This window comes from Promicromonospora sp. Populi, assembly GCF_041081105.1.
Lineage (GTDB): Bacteria > Actinomycetota > Actinomycetes > Actinomycetales > Cellulomonadaceae > Promicromonospora.
In genome coordinates this window covers 3,239,832-3,260,930 of sequence record NZ_CP163528.1, presented here as the reverse complement: position 1 = coordinate 3,260,930, position 21,099 = coordinate 3,239,832, and the positions used below count along the sequence as shown (strand labels likewise).

General features: G+C 71.7%; 16 protein-coding genes, 1 tRNA gene and 1 pseudogene. 10 read left to right on the top strand and 8 right to left on the bottom strand.

Going from position 1 to position 21,099, the window contains the following annotated elements:
* Positions 1-4: 4 nt before the first annotated feature.
* The 5 genes from AB1046_RS14720 to AB1046_RS14700 all read left to right on the top strand — a co-directional run bounded on the left by AB1046_RS14720 (position 5) and on the right by AB1046_RS14700 (position 4,717).
* The gene (locus AB1046_RS14720; RefSeq protein WP_369370057.1) at positions 5-811 is read left to right on the top strand and encodes a hypothetical protein; all 807 of its coding nucleotides are present in this window, start codon (positions 5-7) and stop codon (positions 809-811) included.
* A gap of 27 nt (positions 812-838) precedes the next feature.
* On the top strand, positions 839-1,822 hold the full coding sequence (locus tag AB1046_RS14715) for an ABC transporter ATP-binding protein (protein WP_369370056.1): 984 nt from the start codon (positions 839-841) through the stop codon (positions 1,820-1,822).
* Complete coding sequence (locus AB1046_RS14710; protein WP_369370054.1) at positions 1,819-2,583, top strand: ABC transporter permease; 765 nt, start codon at positions 1,819-1,821, stop codon at positions 2,581-2,583. The genes AB1046_RS14715 and AB1046_RS14710 overlap by 4 nt, the downstream gene beginning before the upstream one ends.
* Positions 2,584-2,602: 19 nt before the next feature.
* Positions 2,603-3,337, top strand: a complete 735-nt coding sequence (locus tag AB1046_RS14705; protein WP_369370052.1) for a glutamine amidotransferase — start codon at positions 2,603-2,605, stop codon at positions 3,335-3,337.
* 270 nt (positions 3,338-3,607) lie between these two features.
* Positions 3,608-4,717 (top strand): 3-deoxy-7-phosphoheptulonate synthase, encoded by a 1,110-nt coding sequence (locus tag AB1046_RS14700; protein WP_369370050.1) that lies wholly within the window; start codon positions 3,608-3,610, stop codon positions 4,715-4,717.
* A gap of 101 nt (positions 4,718-4,818) precedes the next feature.
* Here the strand turns inward: AB1046_RS14700 and AB1046_RS14695 are convergent, their stop codons facing one another.
* The gene (locus AB1046_RS14695) at positions 4,819-6,306 is read right to left on the bottom strand and encodes a hypothetical protein (RefSeq protein ID WP_369370049.1); all 1,488 of its coding nucleotides are present in this window, start codon (positions 6,304-6,306) and stop codon (positions 4,819-4,821) included.
* A gap of 115 nt (positions 6,307-6,421) precedes the next feature.
* The gene (locus tag AB1046_RS14690; protein ID WP_369370048.1) at positions 6,422-7,144 is read right to left on the bottom strand and encodes a TetR/AcrR family transcriptional regulator; all 723 of its coding nucleotides are present in this window, start codon (positions 7,142-7,144) and stop codon (positions 6,422-6,424) included.
* A 109-nt stretch (positions 7,145-7,253) separates the two neighbouring features.
* On the opposite strand from AB1046_RS14690, the gene AB1046_RS14685 reads away from it, so the two are divergent.
* Genes AB1046_RS14685 through atzF form a run of 4 tightly spaced genes read left to right on the top strand, consistent with a single transcriptional unit; the run spans position 7,254 to position 14,276 of the window.
* Complete coding sequence (locus AB1046_RS14685; protein WP_369370047.1) at positions 7,254-8,111, top strand: urea amidolyase associated protein UAAP1; 858 nt, start codon at positions 7,254-7,256, stop codon at positions 8,109-8,111.
* A complete protein-coding gene (locus AB1046_RS14680) occupies positions 8,108-8,791 on the top strand; it encodes an urea amidolyase associated protein UAAP2 (protein WP_369370046.1) in 684 nt (227 codons plus the stop codon). Before AB1046_RS14685 ends, AB1046_RS14680 begins: the two co-directional genes overlap by 4 nt.
* On the top strand, positions 8,788-12,456 hold the full coding sequence (gene uca / locus AB1046_RS14675; RefSeq protein ID WP_369370045.1) for an urea carboxylase: 3,669 nt from the start codon (positions 8,788-8,790) through the stop codon (positions 12,454-12,456). The genes AB1046_RS14680 and uca overlap by 4 nt, the downstream gene beginning before the upstream one ends.
* Positions 12,453-14,276: an allophanate hydrolase gene (gene atzF, locus AB1046_RS14670; RefSeq protein WP_369370044.1), complete on the top strand. Its 1,824-nt coding sequence runs from the start codon at positions 12,453-12,455 to the stop codon at positions 14,274-14,276. Before uca ends, atzF begins: the two co-directional genes overlap by 4 nt.
* 1 nt (position 14,277) lies before the next feature.
* Here the strand turns inward: atzF and AB1046_RS14665 are convergent, their stop codons facing one another.
* The 6 genes and pseudogenes from AB1046_RS14665 to AB1046_RS14640 form a co-directional block, all read right to left on the bottom strand.
* Entirely contained in the window at positions 14,278-15,513 is a 1,236-nt protein-coding gene (locus AB1046_RS14665) for an NAD(P)/FAD-dependent oxidoreductase (RefSeq protein WP_369370042.1), read from the bottom strand.
* 51 nt (positions 15,514-15,564) lie between these two features.
* Entirely contained in the window at positions 15,565-17,292 is a 1,728-nt protein-coding gene (locus tag AB1046_RS14660) for a DUF222 domain-containing protein (protein ID WP_369370041.1), read from the bottom strand.
* 287 nt (positions 17,293-17,579) lie between these two features.
* Positions 17,580-17,711 (bottom strand): annotated as a pseudogene (locus AB1046_RS14655) (DUF4333 domain-containing protein); the annotation flags it as partial.
* An 82-nt stretch (positions 17,712-17,793) separates the two neighbouring features.
* Positions 17,794-17,870, bottom strand: a tRNA-Pro gene (locus AB1046_RS14650).
* Positions 17,871-18,001: 131 nt separating this feature from the next.
* Positions 18,002-18,469, bottom strand: coding sequence for a RidA family protein (locus tag AB1046_RS14645; RefSeq protein WP_369370040.1), 468 nt, complete (start codon positions 18,467-18,469; stop codon positions 18,002-18,004).
* Positions 18,466-18,633 (bottom strand): DUF4177 domain-containing protein, encoded by a 168-nt coding sequence (locus AB1046_RS14640; RefSeq protein ID WP_129786122.1) that lies wholly within the window; start codon positions 18,631-18,633, stop codon positions 18,466-18,468. Before AB1046_RS14640 ends, AB1046_RS14645 begins: the two co-directional genes overlap by 4 nt.
* Before the next feature lie 108 nt (positions 18,634-18,741).
* On the opposite strand from AB1046_RS14640, the gene AB1046_RS14635 reads away from it, so the two are divergent.
* Positions 18,742-21,096 (top strand): transglycosylase domain-containing protein, encoded by a 2,355-nt coding sequence (locus AB1046_RS14635; protein ID WP_369370038.1) that lies wholly within the window; start codon positions 18,742-18,744, stop codon positions 21,094-21,096.
* The last annotated feature ends 3 nt before the right edge of the window (positions 21,097-21,099 follow it).

Here is a 21,099-nt window from a genome sequence, read left to right as displayed (position 1 = left end):
GACGATGACAACACCGACCGTCGAGGAGACAGCGATGAGCCGCGCCGAGCACGTCCGGACCAGACACCTGCGCGGCGTCGCCGCCGTGGACCGGAGGCTGCGCCGGGCCGGCGTCGTCGTCGGGGTCTGGTTCTGGGCCGTCTACGCGGTGTACGCCGTCGCGATCACCGTCGGGAACGCCGCCACGGGCAACGACCTGGAGATCAGCGCCTTCGACGCCACCATCGGCTCGTCGCGCTGGCCCGTGATCTGGCTCGGCGTCGCCGCGTCGGTCGCGATCCTGGCGCTCCATGTGGCGGCCGGCGGCAGCCGCCGCTCCCTGTTCGAGGGGACGCTGCGCGGCTCGCTCGTCGTCGGCGCGGGTTTCGGCGTCGTGACCACGCTCGCCCTGCTGGGCGAGCGCGAGCTGAGCACGGCGCTCGGGATGACCTGGCGCAGGCTGGGCGCCCTCCCGTTCGACTCGCCCGTGGCCGTGCTCGGCACGGCGGTCGCCGAGTCCCTCGTGATCACCACGTACATCCTGGTCGGGGCATGTGTCGCCGCCGGGTACCTGCGAACCAGGGCCTGGGGCACGCTCCTGATGATCCCGCTCCTGCTGCCCGCCGCGCTCGTCGACGTCGCTACCCGTACCGGCGTGCTGGGCGCCCTCGCCAACGTCGAGCTCCGCCCCGACATCGACCACGCGGAAGTGCCCCCGTCCGAGGGGCTCATGACCACACTCCTCGGCGTCGGCGGAGCGGCGCTTGCCGTCCTCCTGGCCGCCGTAGTGCTTCATGCCCTGCTGCGCAACGCCCCCGTGCGTCCCACCTGACCCGACCTACCCCCAGAAGGAGCACCCATGACTTCCCCAGTCGTGGAGGTGAGCCACCTCCGCAAGACCTACCCCGGCGCCGGTCGCGGCGCACCCCCCAAGAACGCGGTAGCCGACGTGTCCTTCCAGATCGCGGCCGGTGAGATCTTCGGGATCCTCGGCCCCAACGGGGCCGGCAAGACCACCACCGTCGAGTGCCTCGCGGGGCTGCGGCACGCCGACGGCGGCTCGGTCCGCGTCCTCGGACACGACCCGCAGGCCGACCCCACCTCCGTCCGCGAGGACATCGGCGTGCAGCTCCAGGAAGCCGCGCTGCACGACAGGATCACCGTCGCCGAGGCGCTCGACGTCTTCGGCTCGTTCTACGCCCGCCGCGCGGACGCGAAAGAGCTCCTGGACCTGCTCGACCTGACCCCGCACCGCAACCAGCAGTTCGGCAAGCTGTCCGGCGGGCAGAAGCAGCGGCTGTCCATCGCGCTCGCGCTGGTCGGCAAACCGCAGGTCGCGATCCTCGACGAGCTGACCACGGGCCTCGACCCGGCCGCCCGGCGTGCGACCTGGGACCTCGTGGAGCGGGTCCGGGACTCCGGGGTCACCGTGCTGCTGGTCACCCACTTCATGGACGAGGCCGAACGGCTCTGCGACCGGCTCGTCGTGATCGACGGCGGCTACGTGGTCGCCGAGGGAACGCCGTCCGCCCTGATCGCGGGGCTCGACGACGACCGCGGCGTCCGTCTCCGGTTCGCCGACGCCGGCGCCCGCGGGCGGGCCACCCAGCTGCTCACCGCCCTCGCCGCCACCGACGACAACGTCACCGCCGTCGTGCAGGCAGGGGACGAGATCGAGGTGACGGGCACGGCCAAGGTCCTGTTCGCCGTTGTGCAGGCGCTCGCCGCCGCCGACCTCGTGCCAGACGACGTACGCACCGTCGAACGGACCCTGGAAGACGTGTTCGTGCAGGTTACCGGCCGCCAGTACCGCGCAACGGAGAACGAGGAGGTGGCGGCATGAGGTCCCGTGGATTCGGCACGCTGCTTGGCACCGAGCTCAAGGTGTGGCTGCGGGAGCCGAGCGCCGTGTTCTTCGCGCTGATCTTCCCGAGCGTGCTGCTGCTCGGCCTCGGGCTCGCCATCCCCGGCTTCCAGGAGCCGATGATCGACGCCCCGCCGCCGTGGAACGAGGCTCCGGGCATCACCAGCTACCTGCCCACGGTCATCGCCCTGGCCGTCGGGACGATCGCGCTGACCACCATGCCCGTGCAGTTCGCCACGTTCCGGGAGAAGGGCATCCTGAAGCGGCTTGCGACCACGCCGATGCCGCCGCAGAACCTGATCGGCGCGCACATGGTGATCAACGTGCTGGCGCTGATCGTGTCGGCCAGCGCAGCGGTGGTGGGCGGCATGCTGATCCTGGGCGTCCCGTTCGCGGCCGACCCGCTGATCGTCCTGCTCGTCCTCGTGCTCTCGACCACCGCCATGTTCTCCCTCGGGCTGCTCGTTGCCGCGCGCGCCGAGAAGGGGACTACGGCGTCGGGCCTGGGCATGCTGATCTACTTCCCGTCCCTGATGTTCTCCGGGGTGTGGGTGCCGCTGCCGATCATGCCCGACTGGATGGAGCAGATCGGCCTCTACCTGCCGCTCGGTGCGGCGGCCCAGGGGCTGACGATCGGCTGGTTCGGCAACGAAGGTTTTCCGCTCGCGCAGGTGCTCGTGCTGGTCGCGTGGACCGCCGTTCTGTTCCCCCTCGGCGTACGGCTCTTCCGCTGGACCTGATCTCACCTACCCTCTTGTCATGAAGCCGTTTCTCCTGGTGGCGACGCGCGCCGAGGACGTCGCTGCGGACGCCGAGTACGCGGCGTTCTGCCGGTACGGGGGCCTGGAACCGGAGCAGCTCCACCGGGTGCGCCTGGAGCAAGGCCCCCTGCCGGCGGTTGACCTCGACGACTACTCGGGTGTGCTCGTGGGCGGGGGCCCGTTCAACTCCTCCGACCCCGCGGAGCAGAAGAGCCCGGTGCAGCGACGCGTCGAGTCGGAGCTCGCGGGGCTGCTCGATCAGATAGTCGCCCGCGACTTCCCGTTCCTCGGCGCCTGCTACGGCGTCGGCACATTGGGCGCGCACCAGGGCGCGGTGATCGACGGGACGTTCGGGGAGCCGGTGGGACCCATCGAGGTCGAGCTCACGCCGGACGCGGCGGCGGACCCGCTGCTCGCGGGCCTGCCGCAGACCTTCGCGGCCTACGTGGGGCACAAGGAGGCGGTACGCAAGCTGCCCGACGGCGCAGTGCTGCTCGCCTCGTCGGCCGAGTGCCCGGTGCAGATGTTCCGGATCAAGCAGAACCTGTACGCCACCCAGTTCCACCCCGAGCTGGACGTCGAGGGCATCGTGCAGCGGATCGCCGTCTACCGGGACTACGGCTACTTTCCGCCAGAGGAGGCGGAGCTGGTGCGGGAGCGCTGCGTCGCCGTGCCGATCGTCGAGCCCATGCGCATCCTGCGGGCGTTCGTGGTGCGCTACGCAAGAGAGTGACCAACCGCATCCCGGGATCCGGTGGACAGCCCGCGGGGCGGGGGCTACCTTTTTCATGTGGACATTCGTTGGTATTGGCGCTTTACGTCGGCTCCTGGTGGAGCCCGGCGGGCGCACGCCTGACCAACCTTCCACCCGGAGCCAGGGCCTGGGACGCAGATCGCGTCCAGGCCCTTCGTCTTGACCGAGACGGGCCGCTCCGGACCAGGAGTCGGTGGCGGGCCGTCCGGTTCCTCGAACCAGATCCGCCTACCAGGAGCCCCGATCCCGATGAGCATCACCCCCGCGGAACCCAGCACCGAGGCCTCCGACCTCGGTACTCGCACCTCCGACCTGCGCATTCGCGCCCTCGACCCGCTGCCGGCCCCCAACAGCCTGCTTGAGGCGATGCCGCTCGGCACCGCGCGCAGCGACCTCGTCACCACGTCCCGCCGCGAGGTGCGTGACGTCCTGACCGGCGAGGACGACCGCCTGCTGACGATTGTCGGCCCGTGCTCGGTGCACGACCCGGCGGCCGCGCTCGACTACGCCGCACGGCTCGCCACGCTCCGGCGTGAGCTGTCCGACGACCTCGTCGTCGTCATGCGCGTGTACTTCGAGAAGCCGCGCACCACCGTGGGTTGGAAGGGTCTGATCAACGACCCGCACCTGGACGGTTCGCACGACGTGCGGCACGGCCTGAACCTGGCCCGCGAGGTGCTGCTCGGGGTGCTCGACGCCGGCGTGCCCGCCGCGGCCGAGTTCCTGGAGCCGACCAGCCCGCAGTACATCGCCGACGCCGTGACCTGGGGTGCCATCGGGGCCCGCAACGTGGAGTCGCAGGTGCACCGGCAGCTCGCCTCCGGCCTCTCGATGCCCGTCGGGTTCAAGAACGCGACCGACGGTGACGTCCAGACCGCCGTCGACGGCTGCATCACCGCCGCGAGCGAGCACACCTTCTTCGGAGCCGACGGTCAGGGGCGGGCCGCCGCCGTCGAGACCACCGGTAACCCCGACTGCCACGTGATCCTGCGCGGCGGACGCTCCGGTCCCAACTACTCGGCCGAGGACGTCGCCGCCGCGCTGCGCGTGGCCCGCAACTCCGGGCTGAGCGGCGCCGTCGTGAACGGCGTGATCGTGGACGCGAGCCACGGCAACTCGGGCAAGGACCACGTGCGCCAGGCCGGCGTGGTGCACGAGATCGCCAACCGCCTCGCGGACGGCGAGCGCGGGATCACGGGCCTGATGATGGAGAGCTTCATCGAGGCCGGCGCGCAGCAGCCGGGCCCGCTGTCCGAGCTCACCTACGGCCAGTCGGTCACCGACAAGTGCATGGACTGGGACACGACCGAGGACCTCCTGCGCGAGCTGGCGAAGGCCGTGCGCGAGCGCCGCGGCTGACGCGACCCGGCCCGTCTCTGTTTCACCCCGTCCTTTCGTGGACGGTCGGGGCTGAGCCTCCGGGTCAGCGCTCCGCCGGCGCGGCTGACCCGGAGTACGGCTCAGGCCACCGCCGGCTCCAGCTCCGCCTCAGGCTCGGGCTCAGGCTCGGGCTCGATCGACGCGGAGGCCGGGCGCACCAGCGCCACCACCACGTACGCCACCACGGACACGATCGCCCCGTAGATCGTGGGCCAGCCGTCGAACGTGGCCGGGACCAGGTCGTTGGGGATGTACGCGATGTCGTTCGGCACCCCGTAGATGGTGGGGGTGAGCACGAACAGGCCGAACCGCACCACGAGGCCGGTGGTCATCGCGGCGATCGCCGCCGCGGTGCCGCCGCGCTTCCAGAACACACCGAGCAGGAACGGGACGGCCAGGCAGGCCAGCATCAGGTCGAACGCGAGAGTGAGCAGGATGCCGGTCTGCGCCACGGTCAGGGCGATCACGGTCCCCACCACGACGATCGGGAGCATCGCGACGCGGGTCCAGCGCAGCAGGGGGTCGTACGAGCCGTCCGCCGGGGCGACGCGGCGGACGCCGATGATGTTGCGCACCGCTACCGCGGACGTGGCCAGGATCGCGCCGGAGGCGGTCGAGAAGGACGCCGCGACGATGCCCGAGAGCACCAGGACGGCCAGCCACACGGGCGCGTGGTCCGAGAGCAGCGTGAAGAGCATCGGCCCGTCGGCGGCGTCGATGCCGATCGCCGCCGAGCCCAGTGCCACCATCGCGAACGCGACGCCGATCGCGGCGGTGCCGGCGGCGGCGGTGAAGCAGGCGCGCCGCGCGATCTGCGGCGTCCGGGCGGAAAAGACGCGCTGCATGAAGTCGATGGCGACGATGTCGCCGATGCCGAGCGAGATCAGCGTGGCCCAGTTGATCGGCGCGCCGGAGTCGGTGGACGTGAGCTGTTCCAGGTCGAACGGCCCCATCCCCTCGGGCACCTGGAAGCCGATGGTCGTGCCGAACCAGATCACGAGCGCGGCCGTGGCGACCAACGTGATGCTGATCTGGACGGCCGCGGTGTAGGCGTCGGAGAACATGCCGCCGCCCACTGTGTAGATCAGCACGAGGGTCACGGCGATCACGACGCCTGCCCAGTACGGCAGCCCGGCGAAGTGCTCCAGGAGGAACCCGCACGCGACGAGGTTGCCGGCCATGAGGATCGCGAACGCGAAGATCATCAGTACCGAGGCCGCCACCTCGACGCCGCGTCCGTAGCGGTTCCGGTAGTAGTCGGCGAGCGTGTACAGGCCCATGCCGTTCAGCCGCCTGGCCAGGAACAGGCCCGTCAGCAGCAGGCAGATGGCCAGGCCGAGGGCCAGCGACGCCCCCGACCAGAAGCCGAACAGCGATGTCAGGTCGGTGTTGCCGACGGTGGCGTTGGAGTCGACGGCGGCCGCCATGAGCGACGCGCCCACGAGCGGCACGCCCAGGCGGCGCCCGGCGACGAGGTAGTTGGTTGAGTCGCCGTCGACCTTTCGGGCGACGACTATTCCGATGACGACGACGGCGAGCACCGTCACGCCGATACCTGCAATGATCATGGGTGGCTCCTCGAAGGAGGACCGCGTGGCGCGCGGCGGATGGATGGGGTCCGGTAGCAGGACCTATTCATCTCGCCGCGCGTCACACCCGTGTCGCGTGTGTGGAACGAGTGAGTTAATTCTGTCGGCCGACAGGTTTCGGCGGGCGGGCTTCGTCCGCCAGTGCCGAGCCCGCCTCGCGAGCCCGGGCGACGTCGTCGTCGTCCAGCCCCAGCAGCCGTAGCACCAGGTCCGCGTAGCGCTGCCCGGCCTTCGCGGCGTCAAGCTCGGGCTCGTCGCGGCGCCGCAGGATCACACTCTCCACGAAGGTCAGGACCACGGCGGCCGCGTCGTCGTGCCCGGCGTCGGGCCGGACCGCCCCGGCGACCAGCTCGCCGTAGGCGGCGCGCAGCTGCTCGCGGTGCTCGCGGAAGGTCGCGAACCCGTCCCCGGCCACCTCGGGCAGCAGGTAGAGCGCGCCGATGTTGAGCTCGCCCGAGCAGAGCAGCTCGACGTCGAGCCGGGCGAGCGCCCAGAGCCGCACCGCGGGCTCCTCGGGCCGGGCGAGCAGCAGGCGCGCGGACTCGAGCGAGGGCTCGACCGAGTCGAGCAGCAGCCGCTGGAGGATCGCCGCCTTGGTGCCGAACCAGTGGTACATCGAGGCCTGGCGCACCCCTGCGGCGTCGGCGATCGCGCGGGTCGAGGTGGCCGTGTAGCCCACGGTGCAGAAGAGGCGGGCGGCCGCGGACAGGAGGTCCGACTCGGTGCCGCGGCCGGTGGGCGACGCACCGTCCGCGCGGGGGCGGCCGGGGCGTCGGGGCGCGGGTGTGGCGCCCTGGCCGACGATCGAAGTGGTCACTCGCCTGACGCTACCTGGTGTAACTCAGGATTTACCTCGCCGTGCGCCCGGGGGAAACACACGGGCGAAAACCTATTCCTGTCACCCGACAGAAACTCTTGGAGGTGCCATGACCACCGCGACCACCACGGGCGCGAAGGCCCACGCCCGCGAGCAGGAAGGGGCAGCCGCCCCGGGGCTGCCCCGGGTGCTCCACCCCGCGTCCGCCTACCCGGGCGACCTGCCCCAGGGCGTCACCGCGGACGACCTCGTCTGGGCGGAGACCGTGCCGCCCGGCGGGTACACAAGCCTGGTCGTCGCTGCCGGCACGCGTGTGCGGGTGCGGGACACCACCGGCGATGCCTGCGCGCACCTGCTGGCGTTCCACGCCGACCAGCCCACCGAGCGCCTCAACGTCGCGGACACGGTCAAGGTCCAGTGGCAGGCCTTCCTCACCACCGGCCACCTGCTCCTGTCCGACCAGGGCCGCGCGCTCGCGACCATCGTCGAGGACACGGCGGGCAACCGCGCCGACGCCCCGCGCCACGACGCCCTGTTCGGCACGTCCACGCTGGCCCGCAACACGGAGCGCTACGGCAGCGGCGACGCTTTCGGCCCCAGCCCCGCCGGCCGCGAGCTCTTCGCGCTCGCGGCCGCCAAGCACGGGCTGGCACGGCGCGACATCCCGCCGAGCGTCACCTTCTTCGAGGGTGTGTCGGTGTCGGACGCCGGCCGCGCCGCCTTCGTGGGCTCGCCTGGCCCCGCGAGCCTCACTCTGGTGGCCGAGCTGCCGCTGATCGTGCTCCTCGCGAGCACCGCCCACCCGCTGGACTCCCGGCGGGAGTTCGTCGCGGGCCCGCTCGACGTCGTGGCCTGGCCCGGGGCGCCGACCCAGCCCGGCGACCCCAGGTGGGCCGCGACGCCCGAGGGGCGGCGCGCGTACGAGAACTCGACAGCCCACCGCCGCACCCGAGGAGCCGCCCGATGACCGCCGCCAGCCCAGCCGCCGCCGCCCCGCTCGCGGTGGTCCCGCCCGAGGTCGCGGCGGACGCCGTCGTCATCCACGACGAGACAGTGGCCGCCCGCAACCCGTGGACCCGGGTGATCACCGCCGGCGACACGCTCACGCTCGTGGACGTGGGCGGCAACCAGGCCGTCGACTTCCTGGCCTACGACGCGCACAACACCGAGCTGAGCTACAGCGCCCCCGACACCCTGCAGGGCCAGGACACGATCTACCTCACGACCGGGAGCGTGCTCCGCGACGCCGAGCACGGCGCGCTCATGACCGTGGTCGCCGACACCTGCGGCCGGCACGACACCCTGGGCGGCGCCTGCTCCAAGGAGTCCAACACCCTGCGCTACGGCCACCACACGCGGGCGCAGCACGCCTGCGTGGAGAACTTCCTGCTGGGCGGCGGCCGGCACGGCCTGGGCAAGCGCGACCTGGTCTCGAACATCAACTGGTTCATGAACGTGCCGGTGGACCCCGACGGCGCGCTCGGCATCGTGGACGGCATCTCCGCCCCCGGCCTGGCCGTCTCCGTGCGCGCGGAGCGTGACGTGCTCGTGCTGATCTCCAACTGCCCGCAGATCAACAACCCGTGCAACGGGTTCGACCCGACGCCCGTCCGGGTGGTCGTCACCCGTTCGGAAAGCCGCGCATGACCGGCCTGCCCTACGACACGCTGCTCGTCGCGAACCGCGGCGAGATCGCGGTACGGATCATCCGGACGGCGCGCGCCCTCGGCCTGCGCACCGTGGCGGTGCACTCGGCGGCCGACGCCGGGGCGCTGCACGTGCACCTCGCCGACGAGGCAGTGCCGCTGGGTCCGGCTCCGGCCGCCCAGAGCTACCTGCGCGGCGACCTGGTGGTGGCTGCCGCGCTGCGGACCGGCGCGGGCGCGATCCACCCGGGCTACGGCTTCCTGTCGGAGAACGCGGGCTTCGCCCGCGAGGTCGAGGCGGCCGGGCTCGCGTTCGTCGGGCCGACGCCGGACCAGCTGGAGCTGTTCGGCGCCAAGCACACTGCCCGTGCGGCCGCCGACGCGGCCGGCGTGCCCCTGCTCGCGGGGACCGGTCTGCTCGCCGACGTCGACCAGGCGGTGGCGGAGGCCGAGCGGATCGGGTTCCCGGTGATGCTGAAGGCCACCGCTGGCGGCGGCGGGATCGGGATGCGCGCCTGCCGGGACGCCGACGCGCTCGCGTCCGCCTGGGACGCCGTGCGGCGCACCGCGGCGGCGGGGTTCGGCACGGCTGACGTCTTCCTGGAGCGGCTCGTCGAGCGCGCGCGCCATATCGAGGTCCAGGTGTTCGGCGACGGCGCGGGCGGCGTCGTGACGCTGGGCGACCGGGACTGCTCCCTGCAGCGCCGGAACCAGAAGGTCGTCGAGGAGGCGCCCGCGCCGCACCTCCCGGACGCAGTCCGCACCCGGATCGCCGACGCCGCGCGCGACCTGGCCGCGTCCGTGGGCTACCGCTCGGCCGGCACCGTGGAGTACGTCTACGACGCCGAGCGCGAGGAGGCCTCGTTCCTCGAGGTCAACACCCGGCTCCAGGTGGAGCACCCCGTCACCGAGGCCGTCTACGACGTCGACCTCGTGGCCTGGATGCTGCGGCTCGCCGGTGGCGACGCCACCATGGTGCGCGAGTGGCTCGCCGCCCCGCGCGCTCCCCGCGGTGCAGCCGTCGAGGCCCGCGTGTACGCGGAGAACCCGGACCGGGACAACACCCCCAGCGCTGGGACGATCACGCACGCCGCCTTCCCGGCGGACGTCCGAGTCGACACCTGGGTCGAGGCAGGCACCGTCGTCTCGGCCCACTACGACCCGCTGCTCGCCAAGGTGATCACCCGGGGCGAGGACCGCGAGCAGGCCTGGGCCGGGCTCGCGGGCGCCCTCGGCAGCTCCCGGATCGACGGCGTGGCCACCAACCTCGGTCTGCTGGCCGCGCTGCCCGCCCACCCCGACGTCGTCGCCGCGCGCCACGACACGGGGACGCTGGCCGGCGTAGCGGACGTCTCGCCGCGGTTCGAGGTGGTGCGGCCCGGTCTGCTGACCACCGTCCAGGACTGGCCCGGCCGCACCGGGCTGTGGCACGTGGGCATCCCGCCGTCGGGGCCGATGGACGACCTGTCGTTCCGCCTCGGCAACCGGGCCTTGGGCAACCCGGAGGGTGCGCCCGGCCTGGAGTGCACGCTCCAGGGCCCGGCGCTGCGGTTCCGCACCGCGGCGAAGGTCATGGTCACCGGTGCGCCCGCGCCGGTGACCGTCGACGGCGTCCCGGTTGCCCAGTGGGAGCCGCTCGCCCTCGGGCCGGGCGCCGTGCTCGACGTCGGCGCCCCCGCCCGCGGCATGCGCACCTACGTGCTGGTGGCGGGCGGGCTCGACGCCCCGCAGGTCCTCGGCTCGGCGGCGACCTTCGACCTGGGCGAGATCGGCGGCACCACCGGGGCGCCCCTGCGCACGGGTGACGTGGTGCACCTGGGCGACCCCTCCGCCGTCGGGCAGCCGACGCCCGTGCCGCCCGAGGACCGGCCGGACTATCCCGGCCGGTGGGAGATCGCGGCCCTGGAGGGGCCGCACGCGGCGCCCGAGTTCTTCACCGACGCCGACATGGCCGAGTTCTACGCCACCGACTGGGCGGTGCACTTCAACTCGGCGCGCACCGGCGTGCGGCTCGTGGGCCCCAGGCCCACGTGGGCGCGGCCCGACGGCGGCGAGGCCGGCCTGCACCCGTCGAACATCCATGACACGCCGTACGCCGTGGGCGCCGTCGACTACACAGGGGACCTCCCGATCCTGCTAGGCCCCGACGGGCCCAGCCTGGGCGGCTTCACGTGCCCGGCGACCGTCGCGGTGGGCCACCTGTGGAAGCTCGGCCAGCTGCGGCCGGGCGACACGGTCCGGTTCGTCCCCGTGAGCGAGGCGCAGGCGGACGTCCTGCGGGCCGCGCCGCTGTTGCCGGCCGCCGCGGACCGCGACGCGGTGTCCGACGGCGGTGTGCTCGCGCGCATCCCCTCCGTGATCCGGGGTGGTACGCAGGTGTCGCCCGAGGTCACCTACCGGCGCAGCGGCGACGACAACCTGCTCGTCGAGTACGGGCCGATGCAGCTCGACGTCGCCACGCGCATGCGCGTGCACGCGCTCGCCGAGGGGCTGTACAACCGGCTCGGCGTACCCCGCGACGCCGCCAGCACGTACGACCCGGCAGTGACCCGTGTGCTGCGGGCCGCGGGCATCCTCGACCTGACCCCCGGCATCCGGTCCCTGCAGGTGCATCTTGACCCGGCAGTGCTCACCCTGCGGCAGGCGCTGGACCTGGTCCGCGACGTCGACGCCGCGCTCCCGCCCACCGCCGAGCTCGTGGTGCCCTCGCGGACCGTGTGGCTGCCGCTGTCGTGGGACGACCCGGCCACGCGCGAGGCCATCCGCCGGTACATGGCAGGCGTGCGCGACGACGCCCCGTGGTGCCCGTGGAACATCGAGTTCATCCGGCGGATCAACGGTCTCGACACGGTCGAGGACGTCTACCGGACGGTCTTCGACGCCGAGTACCTGGTGCTGGGACTTGGCGACGTGTACCTCGGCGCGCCCGTGGCGACCCCGCTGGACCCGCGCCACCGCCTCGTGACCACCAAGTACAACCCGGCGCGCACCTGGACGCCCCAGAACGCCGTGGGCATCGGCGGCGCCTACCTGTGCATCTACGGGATGGAGGGGCCGGGCGGCTACCAGTTCGTCGGGCGCACCACGCAGGTGTGGTCCACACATGCCCAGCGCGGCTCGTTCCGGCCGGGAACCCCCTGGCTGCTGCGGTTCTTCGACCGGATCCGCTGGTACCCGGTGTCTCCCGACGAGCTCGCGGAGCTGCGCGACCAGGCCGCCGCCGGCCGCCTGGAGCTGCGCGTGGAGGACGGCGAGTTCGCCCTCGCCGAGTACCAGCGGTTCCTCGAGAAGAACGCCGACCCGATCGCCGCGTTCCGCGAACGTCAGGGCGCCGCGTTCCAGGCCGAGCGCGACGCCTGGGCGGCGGCGGGGGAGTTCGAGCCCCGGCCGGAGCCGGTGGCCGCGCCTGCCTCGGCTGGTGTGCCGGTACCGCCCGGCGCGCACGGCGTCGAGGCGCCGTTTGTCGGCACCGTGTTCCGGGTCGACGTCGAACCGGGCGACGCAGTGGCGCCCGGCGACACCCTGATCACCCTGGAGGCCATGAAGATGGAAGCCCCGGTCACCGCGACCGCCCGCGGCGTGGTCAGCTCCGTGCACGTGACAACCGGCGAGCAGGTGGGGCCGGGGCGGGTACTGGTGGTCGTGGCGCAGGAGGAGGCGGCATGACTGGGCTGGATGGGGGCGGGCTGGACTGGTCCGCGCTCCGCGAGCGCGTCGAGGTTGCGTATGCCCGGGTCGCCGAGGTGGACCGCCCGGAGGTGTGGATCGACCTGCGCCCGCGCGCCGACGTCCTGGCCGACGCCGTCGCCGTCGCCCGACGGATCGAGGCAGGGGAGGACCTGCCGCTGGCCGGCCTGCTCGCCGCGGTCAAGGGCAACATCGACGTCGCCGGGCTGCCGACGACGGCGGGATGCCCGGCGTTCGCCTACTCGCCCGACCGCGACGCGACGGCGGTGGCCCGCCTGCGCGCGGCGGGGGCGCTGGTGCTCGGCACCACGAACCTCGACCAGTTCGCGACCGGCCTCGTGGGTACACGCAGTCCGTACGGCGCGGTGCGGCACGCGACGGCGCCGGAGCGGATCTCGGGCGGGTCCTCCAGCGGCTCCGCCGTCGCGGTGGCACTGGGCATCGTCGACATCGCGCTCGGCACCGACACCGCCGGGTCGGGCCGGGTGCCCGCCGCGCTGCACGGGCTCGTCGGGATCAAGGCGACGCGTGGTGTGGTGCCTGCGACCGGCGTCGTGCCCGCGTGCCGCTCGCTGGACTGTGTGACCGTGCTTGCCCGCGACCTCGCCGCGGCGCGCCGGACCCTGCTGAGCCTGGCCGGCCCGGACGGCGTCGACCCGCTGGCGCGCGACCTGCCCCCGGGCTGGGACTCGGTCCAGACCTCCGGGTCCGACGGCGGCCCGCCCGTCGTGGCCGTCCCGGAACCCGAGGCGCTGGGTCCGCTCGCGCCCGGCTGGGCAGAAGCCTTCGAGGCAGCGGTCGACCGGTTGGCCCGGGCGGGTGCCCGGGTGCGCCGGGTCGACGTCGGGCCCCTGCTGGCGGCCGCACGGTTGTTGTACGAGGGGGCGTTTGTCGCCGAGCGGTATGCCGCCGTCGGCGAGTTCGTCGCGAGCCACCCGGACGACGTCGACCCGGTGGTCGGGGCGATCATCAGCCATGCGGCTCAACCCCGGGCGCACGAGCTCTTCGCGGACCTGGAGCGGCTCGACGAGCTGAGCCTGGCCGCGCGCACTGCGCTCGCGGGCACGGACGCGCTGCTGCTTCCTACGACGACACAGCACCCCACGATCGCTGAGGTCGAGGCGGACCCGGTGGGCGTGAACTCCGACCTGGGCCGGTTCACCAACTTTGCCAACCTCCTGGACATGGCCGCAGTGGCGGTGCCTGGGGGAGTGGCCGGGGCGGCCGGGCCAGCCGGCGGTCTGCCGTTCGGGGTGCAGCTGGTGGGCCCCGCGTTCAGCGATGGTCTGCTTGCTGGGGTCGCGGCCATGCTCGCGGGCGACGTGTCCGTCCCGTCTGTCGAGGTTGATGTGTCGATCCCGCCCGCCGGGGGCGACGTATCGATCCCGCTCGCCGGGCGCGAGCCCTCGATCCCGCTAGCCGTGGTCGGGGCGCACCTCAGCGGCCAGCCCCTCAACCATCAGATCCTCGACCGCGGCGGCCGCCTGGTCGCGACGACCACCACCGCGCCCGTCTACCGGCTCTTCGCTCTCGACACCGACCCGGCCAAGCCGGGCCTGGTCCGCGTGCCCGCCGACGGCGCGTCGATCGAGGCCGAGGTGTGGGAGCTGACGCTCGCCGCGTTCGGCGAATTCGTCGCGTCGGTCCCGGCACCCATGACTATCGGCAAGGTGCTGCTCGACGACGGCTCCGAGATCCCCGGCTTCCTGTGCGAGCCCGTGGCGCTCGACGGCGCCCGCGACATCACGGCGTCGGGCGGCTGGCTGGCGCACCTCGCGGCCGAGGCCCGGGTTCCCTAAGTCAGCCTACGAAGCCTTCCAGCTCCGCCGTCGGCACTTTGCGCCCAGACCTGATCAGTTCCTCCACCCGCCCCATCTGTTGCCACACGTTCACGGCCATACCGGCCACCACCTGGCCGTCGACGCGCCAGAACGCCACGAGCTCCCGCTTGCCCGGGTCGCCGGAGACCACCACCTCGTCGTACCCGGCTGGGACGTCCACCCAGCCGGTGTACTCCATGCCGACGTCGAACTGGTCGCTGTAAAAATAGGGCAGCTTGTCGTAGGGGTCGGTGGCGCCGAGCAGCGCCCGACCGGCGTGCTTGCCGCTCTCCTGCGCGGTCGCCCAGTGCTCCACCCGGAGCGGCCGCTGGTAGTGCGGCGAGGGGATGCTGGCTACGTCGCCCGCGGCGAACACGTCCGAGTGCGACGTCGCGAGCGTCCCGTCCACCGCGACGCCGCCGCCCAGCGACGCGGGGCGTAGGTCTAGCCCGGCGGCCTCCGCCAGGCCGACGTTCGGCGTCGCGCCCACGCCGACCACCACGACGTCGGCTCCCAGGTGGGTGCCGTCGGACAGGTCGACGCCGGTGACCCGGCCCTCTGCGCCCAGCAGCCGTGTGACGGAGGTGCGGCTGAGCAGCCGCACGCCGTGCTCGGCGTGGATGCCCGCGTAGAAATCGCCCATCTCCGGGCCCAGCACCCGACCCAGTGGGTGCGACGCGCGGCCCACCACAGTGACGTCCAGCCCCAGGGATCTGGCCGACGCCGCCACCTCGAGCCCGATCCAGCCGTCACCGATGACCACGACCCGCCCGGTACCTTCCATGGACGCATCGAGCAGCGTGCCGGCGATGCGGTCAGAGTCGTCGATGGTGCGCAGGTAGTGCACGCCGGCCAGGTCGGTGCCGGGGACGTCGAGCGGGCGCGGGGTGGAGCCGGGCGCGAGGAGGAGCTTCGCGAAGGGCAGCCTGGCGCCGTCGGACAGCGTCAGGGTGTGTGCCGCCGGGTCCAGCCCGACCACTGTCTCGTTGGTGCGGACGGTGACCGAGTGCTCGCGATACCAGGCCTCGTCGAGCGGAAAGACGGCGTCGCGTTCCGCCTCACCGCGCAGGTAGTCCTTGCTCAGGGGCGGCCGTTCGTACGGATGGTGCGGCTCGCTGGTGACCACCACTAGGTCGCCGTCGTACCCCTCTGTCCGCAGTGCTTCTGCGGCGCGTGCGGTCGTCAGGCCACCACCGACCAGAACGAACGGGTTCATCGGACGCCTCCGGAATCTGGTGAGGCGTCCAGTCTTGCACCAGGTCTCGGGTCAGGGCATGTGCGCCCAGACGAGATCGGCCCGCCGTTGGCGCTGTTGCCGCAGCGGCCCCCGCAGCGGCTGCGGCCGGTCGGACGCTCGACGGCTCGTCGCCGACATTGGCTTCGCCTTCAGCTTGGCCTCTAGCGTCGCGTTCGCCTTCATCTTCCTCGTCGCCTTCGGTCGGTATGCGATCGCCCCGCTGCGATGTGCTGTGCCGCAGCCGATCGAGTAGCGGCTCCGTGGGATGCGTCCGCCACGTGGGCCGGGCATGCCGACGGCCGGGGTCCACTCGGGTACGGGTTGCCTGCCCGGGTCTTGGACCGGTTCTCGCGGGTGCTCGGCCGGTTCCCGCACGGGCGCAGCCGGTTCCCGCACGGGCGCAGCCGGTTCTCGCACGGGCTCGGGCGGTCGGGGCGCGACCGATGTGTAGGTGTGGCCCGTTGGCGTGACCGTCTCCACGGCCTGCCGACCCTCGACATCCGTCGCTTTCTGCGTCCAGTCGGGTGCTTGTTTTGCGTGGTTGCAGCGGGCGCACAGGCCTTGCCCGTTGTCGAGGCTGGTTGCGCCGCCCTGGGTGTGTGGGATGACGTGGTCGATGTGTCGCACGGGTGCGTCGCACCAGGAGGTGGCGCAGATGCCCTGTTCGCGGGCGCGCAGCAGCGCGGCCAGGCCTTGCGGGTGGAACCGTGAGGTTGATGTGGTGGCCAGCAGCCGGCCGTTCGGGTCGACGTAGATCGCGCGCAGCCATGCCGCGTCGGCGTCGATCGCGTGCGCGACCAGGTTCCGCACCACCGGGGCCGGAACGGTACCTGCCCCGGCGGGCATGCCCTCCACGATGACACCGGGTTGCTCGCCGGACCGGTTCCTGCCGGGCTGGTCACCGCCGGGCTGGTTCCTGCCGGGCTGGTTCCTGTTGGGCTGGTTGCTGTGGGGCTGGTGCTCGCCGGCCAGGAGCGCCTGGTCGGAGACGAGGAGGTTGATCGTGACCGGGACCTCGTCGGCGTGTCCGGGTTCGCGGCCGGTGACCCGCTCGATCAGGGTGTCCGCCATGATCTGCCCCGTGCCGCGCTCGTCACCCGTGGCCTTGGCCGCATCCGCGTGTGCCTTGAGCTGGGCGTACGCCTGGATGCCCTGCTGCATGGGCACCAGTGCGGTCAGGTACACCATGAGGTCCGGGGCGGGACGCACCGAGACCCGCCGCTGCGATACGGCTCGCGCGTTGCGCTTCACGCACGCGTGCACGTCGAGCTGGGCGGCCAGCTCCTTGATCCGGGCGATCAGCCGTCGGGTGCCCATCCGGGCCAGCACGGCCAGGTTCGCCGGGCCGCAGACCTCCTCATCGATCCGCGCCCGGTGCTCCGTCGAGAGATGCGAGGTCTCGCGCACCAGCAGGGTCGCGCGCCACTGGGACAGCACCCCGGTGCGCAGGGCGTCGAACGTGTGCGGCATCTCGGTCAGCCAGACCCGGGCGGTACCCAGGAACGAGGTACCCGCATGCGGACTGCACCGCATCGCCAAACCCACCTGGCTCGGCACACCACGACCACGCCGCACCGCCCCAACACCCTGCTCAGCCTCGTCAGACTTCGTAGCCACCTCCAGCGCCACAGCCAGCCGCGCCTGCGTCGCCGTCGCAGCATTCTTCACCGCCTCCAGCTCACCCAGCAGATCCACCCACTCGGCCTGCACCTGCCTCGACACGGAGGACGTTGTGTCGGTACCGCCTGGCAGGATCATGTCGGCCAACTGGTCACGCACCGCCCGGAGTTCGGTTGCGCGAGTGACCGCGCCGAACGGCATCGACGGCACTTGGCCGTCGTCCGTTCGCTGCTTTAGGTCACCGGATGGCTTCATGCCACCAACATATCGCACACCTGTTCTACATGCGCGCTCAAGCGGAGCGATCTGCCGACGGCAGAACTGGCAGGACCTGAGTCGACCGGGGCCGGCCCGAGCGGAGATCGGCTGCGGCGCCGCAGGCTCTCTTAGCTAGTCACTGCGGCTAGCTGGCCACCGCGGCCAGGTCACTCGGTGGACTCATAGGTGCTCGCGGACAGGTCGCCCAGCTCGTCCAGGATCTCGACGGCGACGGTCGTCTGGCCGTCGTCGACCTGGACGTCGCAGTCAAACGTGCGGCCGACCTCGACGGGCACGGACGCGGGGCAAGAAGGAGAAGGGCTTCAGGCAGAAGAGAGGCCCCCTGACGCAGCGTTTCTGCTGGTCAGAGGGCCTTTTCCATGGTCGGGGTGACAGGATTTGAACCTGCGACCTCTTCGTCCCGAACGAAGCGCGCTACCAAGCTGCGCCACACCCCGATGGATTCCACCGCACAACAGGCACGAAGCCCTTCCGCGGAAGCCTGCTCAGAATAGCCGACGCATGGCCCGGAACGGAAACCGAATCCCGAGTGGGACCCGTCACGCCCGTTCCGGGCCGGTGCGAAGCGCTACACCAGCTCGACGACGAGCTCCAGCTCGACCGGCGAGTCCAGCGGAAGAACCGCCACGCCGACCGCGGAGCGGGCGTGAATGCCGGCGTCGCCGAAGATCTCGCCGAGCACCGTGGACGCCCCGTTGATGACGCCGGGCTGGCCGGTGAAGGACGGGTCGCTGGCCACGAAGCCGACGACCTTCACGATCCGTGCGATCGAGTCGAGCGAGCCGGTGACCGACCGGACGGCGGCGAGCGCGTTGAGGGCGCAGGTGCGGGCGTAGCCCGCGGCGTCGTCGGGCGAGACGAAGCCCTCGCCCGCACCGACCTTGCCCGTGGCCGGTAGTGCGCCCTCGATGAACGGGAGCTGACCGGAGGTGTAGACGTAGTTGCCGGTCTGCACGGCCGGGACGTACGCCGCGACTGGGGCCGCAACCTCGGGGAGCTTGATGCCCAGCTCGGCGAGGCGCTGCTCGTGGCTCATGCGTCACCGCCGTTGGGGCGCTTCAGGTAGGCGACCAGCCCGGTGCCGTCGGGCCCGGGCACCACCTGGACGAGCTCCCAGCCGTCCGAGCCCCACTGGTCGAGGATCGCCTTGGTGTTGTGAATGAGGAGGGGGATCGTCGCGTACTCCCACTTCGTTGCCATGGCGTCGATGCTAGCCCGCGATCGGCGAGGACGATTCCGCACGAGACCTGCACACGGGTCGGGCTCGTTTGGGCGCGCTCTGTCAGGGGCAGCCCGTAACCTTGGCCCATGGCCATGGCGAACCCTCGCGAGCCGCGCCGGATCACCCGAACCATTCCCGCGGCTCAGCTCATCGGACTCCTCCTTGCATTCGTGCTGACCGCAGGTGCCGGTGGCCTGATAACTGCCGGACTCGTGATCCCGCTGGCCTCGGGCCTGGACACCGCGGTCGACACCGGGGTCGAGGTCTTCGAGGAGGTGCCGGCGGAGCTGGTTCCCGGGCCGTTGTCGGAGCAGTCGCAGATCTACGCGAGCGACGGCGAGACGAGGCTGGCCACGTTCTACGCGCAGAACCGCATCGTCGTGCCGCTCGACAGGGTGTCCGAGAACATGCAGAACGCCGTCGTCGCCATCGAGGACGAGCGGTTCTACACGCACGGCGGCGTGGATCCGGAGGGCATCTCGCGCGCCGCGCTGCAGAACTTCGGCGGGGGTGCCACGCAGGGTGCCTCGACGCTCACCCAGCAGTACGTGAAAAACGTCCTCATCGAGGAGGCTGATCGCGAGGGCGACACCTTCGGTGTGCTGGAGGCCCGCGAGGACTCGCTCACCCGAAAGCTCCGCGAGGCGAAGCTCGCCATCGCGATCGAGAAGGAGATGTCGAAGGACGACATCCTGCAGGGCTACCTCAACATCGCGCAGTTCGGTGTGAGCGTGTACGGCGTCGAGACGGCTTCGCAGCACTATTTCAACAAGTCCGCCAGCGACCTGTCGATCGTCGAGGCCGCGACGATCGCGGGTATCACCAAGGCCCCGAGCCAGTTCGACCCGGTCCAGAACCCCGAGGACGCCCTGATCCGCCGCAACCTCGTGATCGGCAAGATGTGGCAGCTCGGCTACATCTCGACCCCGGAGCGGGACGAGGCGATGGCGACGACGCTGGAGAGCACCCTCGACGTCCAGCCGATCGAGGTCGGCTGCGACGCCGCCGGCGGTGCGGCCTTCTTCTGCGACTACGTGATCAAGGACATCATGGCCAACCCCGAGTTCGGGGAGACCAGGGATGACCGCTACAACCTCCTGTACCGCGGCGGTCTGCGGATCGTCACGACGCTGGATGTGGGTATGCAGGCGGCCGCACAGGAGACGGTCACCTCAGCTGTGCCCGCCGACGACCCCAGCGGGCTCGAGGCGGCGATCACCTCGGTGGAGCCGGGCACGGGAGAGATCCTCGCCATGGCGCAGAACGTTCCGTACGACGCCAGCAGCGAGCCCGAGCCGCGGCATACCTCAGTGAACTACTCGGCCGACTACCTGCACGGCAACTCCCGTGGCTTCCAAGTCGGCTCGAACTACAAGCCCTTCGTGCTGGCCGAATGGTTGCGCAGCGGGCACCAGCTGAACGATGTCCTGAGCTCGGGCTCGGTCGTGCTTCCGCAGAGCTCTTTCAGCGCGGGATGCGAGGGATCGTCACTTGCCGGCGAGCCTTGGAGCGTGAGGAACGCGGAAGCCGTCGCGAGCACCCGGATGACCGTGCTCCAGGCCACGTTCCAGTCGGTGAACACGGTATATGCGCGCATGTCGCAGCAGCTCAACCTGTGCGACGTCAGGCAGTCCGCCTACGACGTCGGGTATCGCCCCACCCAGCACGCCAGTATCGACGGTGGTGGACCGATCGAGGGCGAGGCCACCGCACGGGACATCGAGGTTCTTCCCTCGATGGTGCTCGGCACGCAGTCGAGCTCTCCCCTGGGCATGGCGTCGGCCTACGCGACGTTCGCTTCCGGCGGGACCTACTGCAAGCCGATCGCCATCCTGACGGTAGAGGACGGTGACGGTGCGGAGATAAGGGTTCCGGAAGCGGATTGCCAGCAGACCGTCGAACCCAATGTCGCCAACACCGTGGCCTACGCGATGACGCAGGTGTTCAACACCGGGCCCGTCTGGGGAACCGCCTGGGGCCTCGGAGGCGGTCTGGACGATGGTCGGCCGGTGGCCGGCAAGACCGGCACGACGAACGGTGCGTACCAGAGCTGGTTCACCGGCTACACCCCGAACCTGTCCACGTCGGTGTGGGTCGGCGAGTCTGAAGGGAACGTCGAACACTTCGACATCACCGTGAACGGTACGTTCTACGAGACCCTGTACGGCGGTGACGTTGCTGCACCGACGTGGAAGACGTACATGGACCAGGCGGTGGTCGGGCTGCCGGTCGTGAACTTCCCCGCAGCCGACCCCGCCCTCGTCGGCAGGGTTCCTGCCTCGCCCAGGCCGGACCCCAGCGACGACGAGGAAGAGACGGAAGAGGGCGGCGACACCGGCGACACCGACACCGGCGACACTGGCGCGACCGACCCGGGCAGCGAGGGCGGCGACACCGGTAACGGTGGCGGCAATGGTGGCGGCAACGGCGGGAACAACTGATCC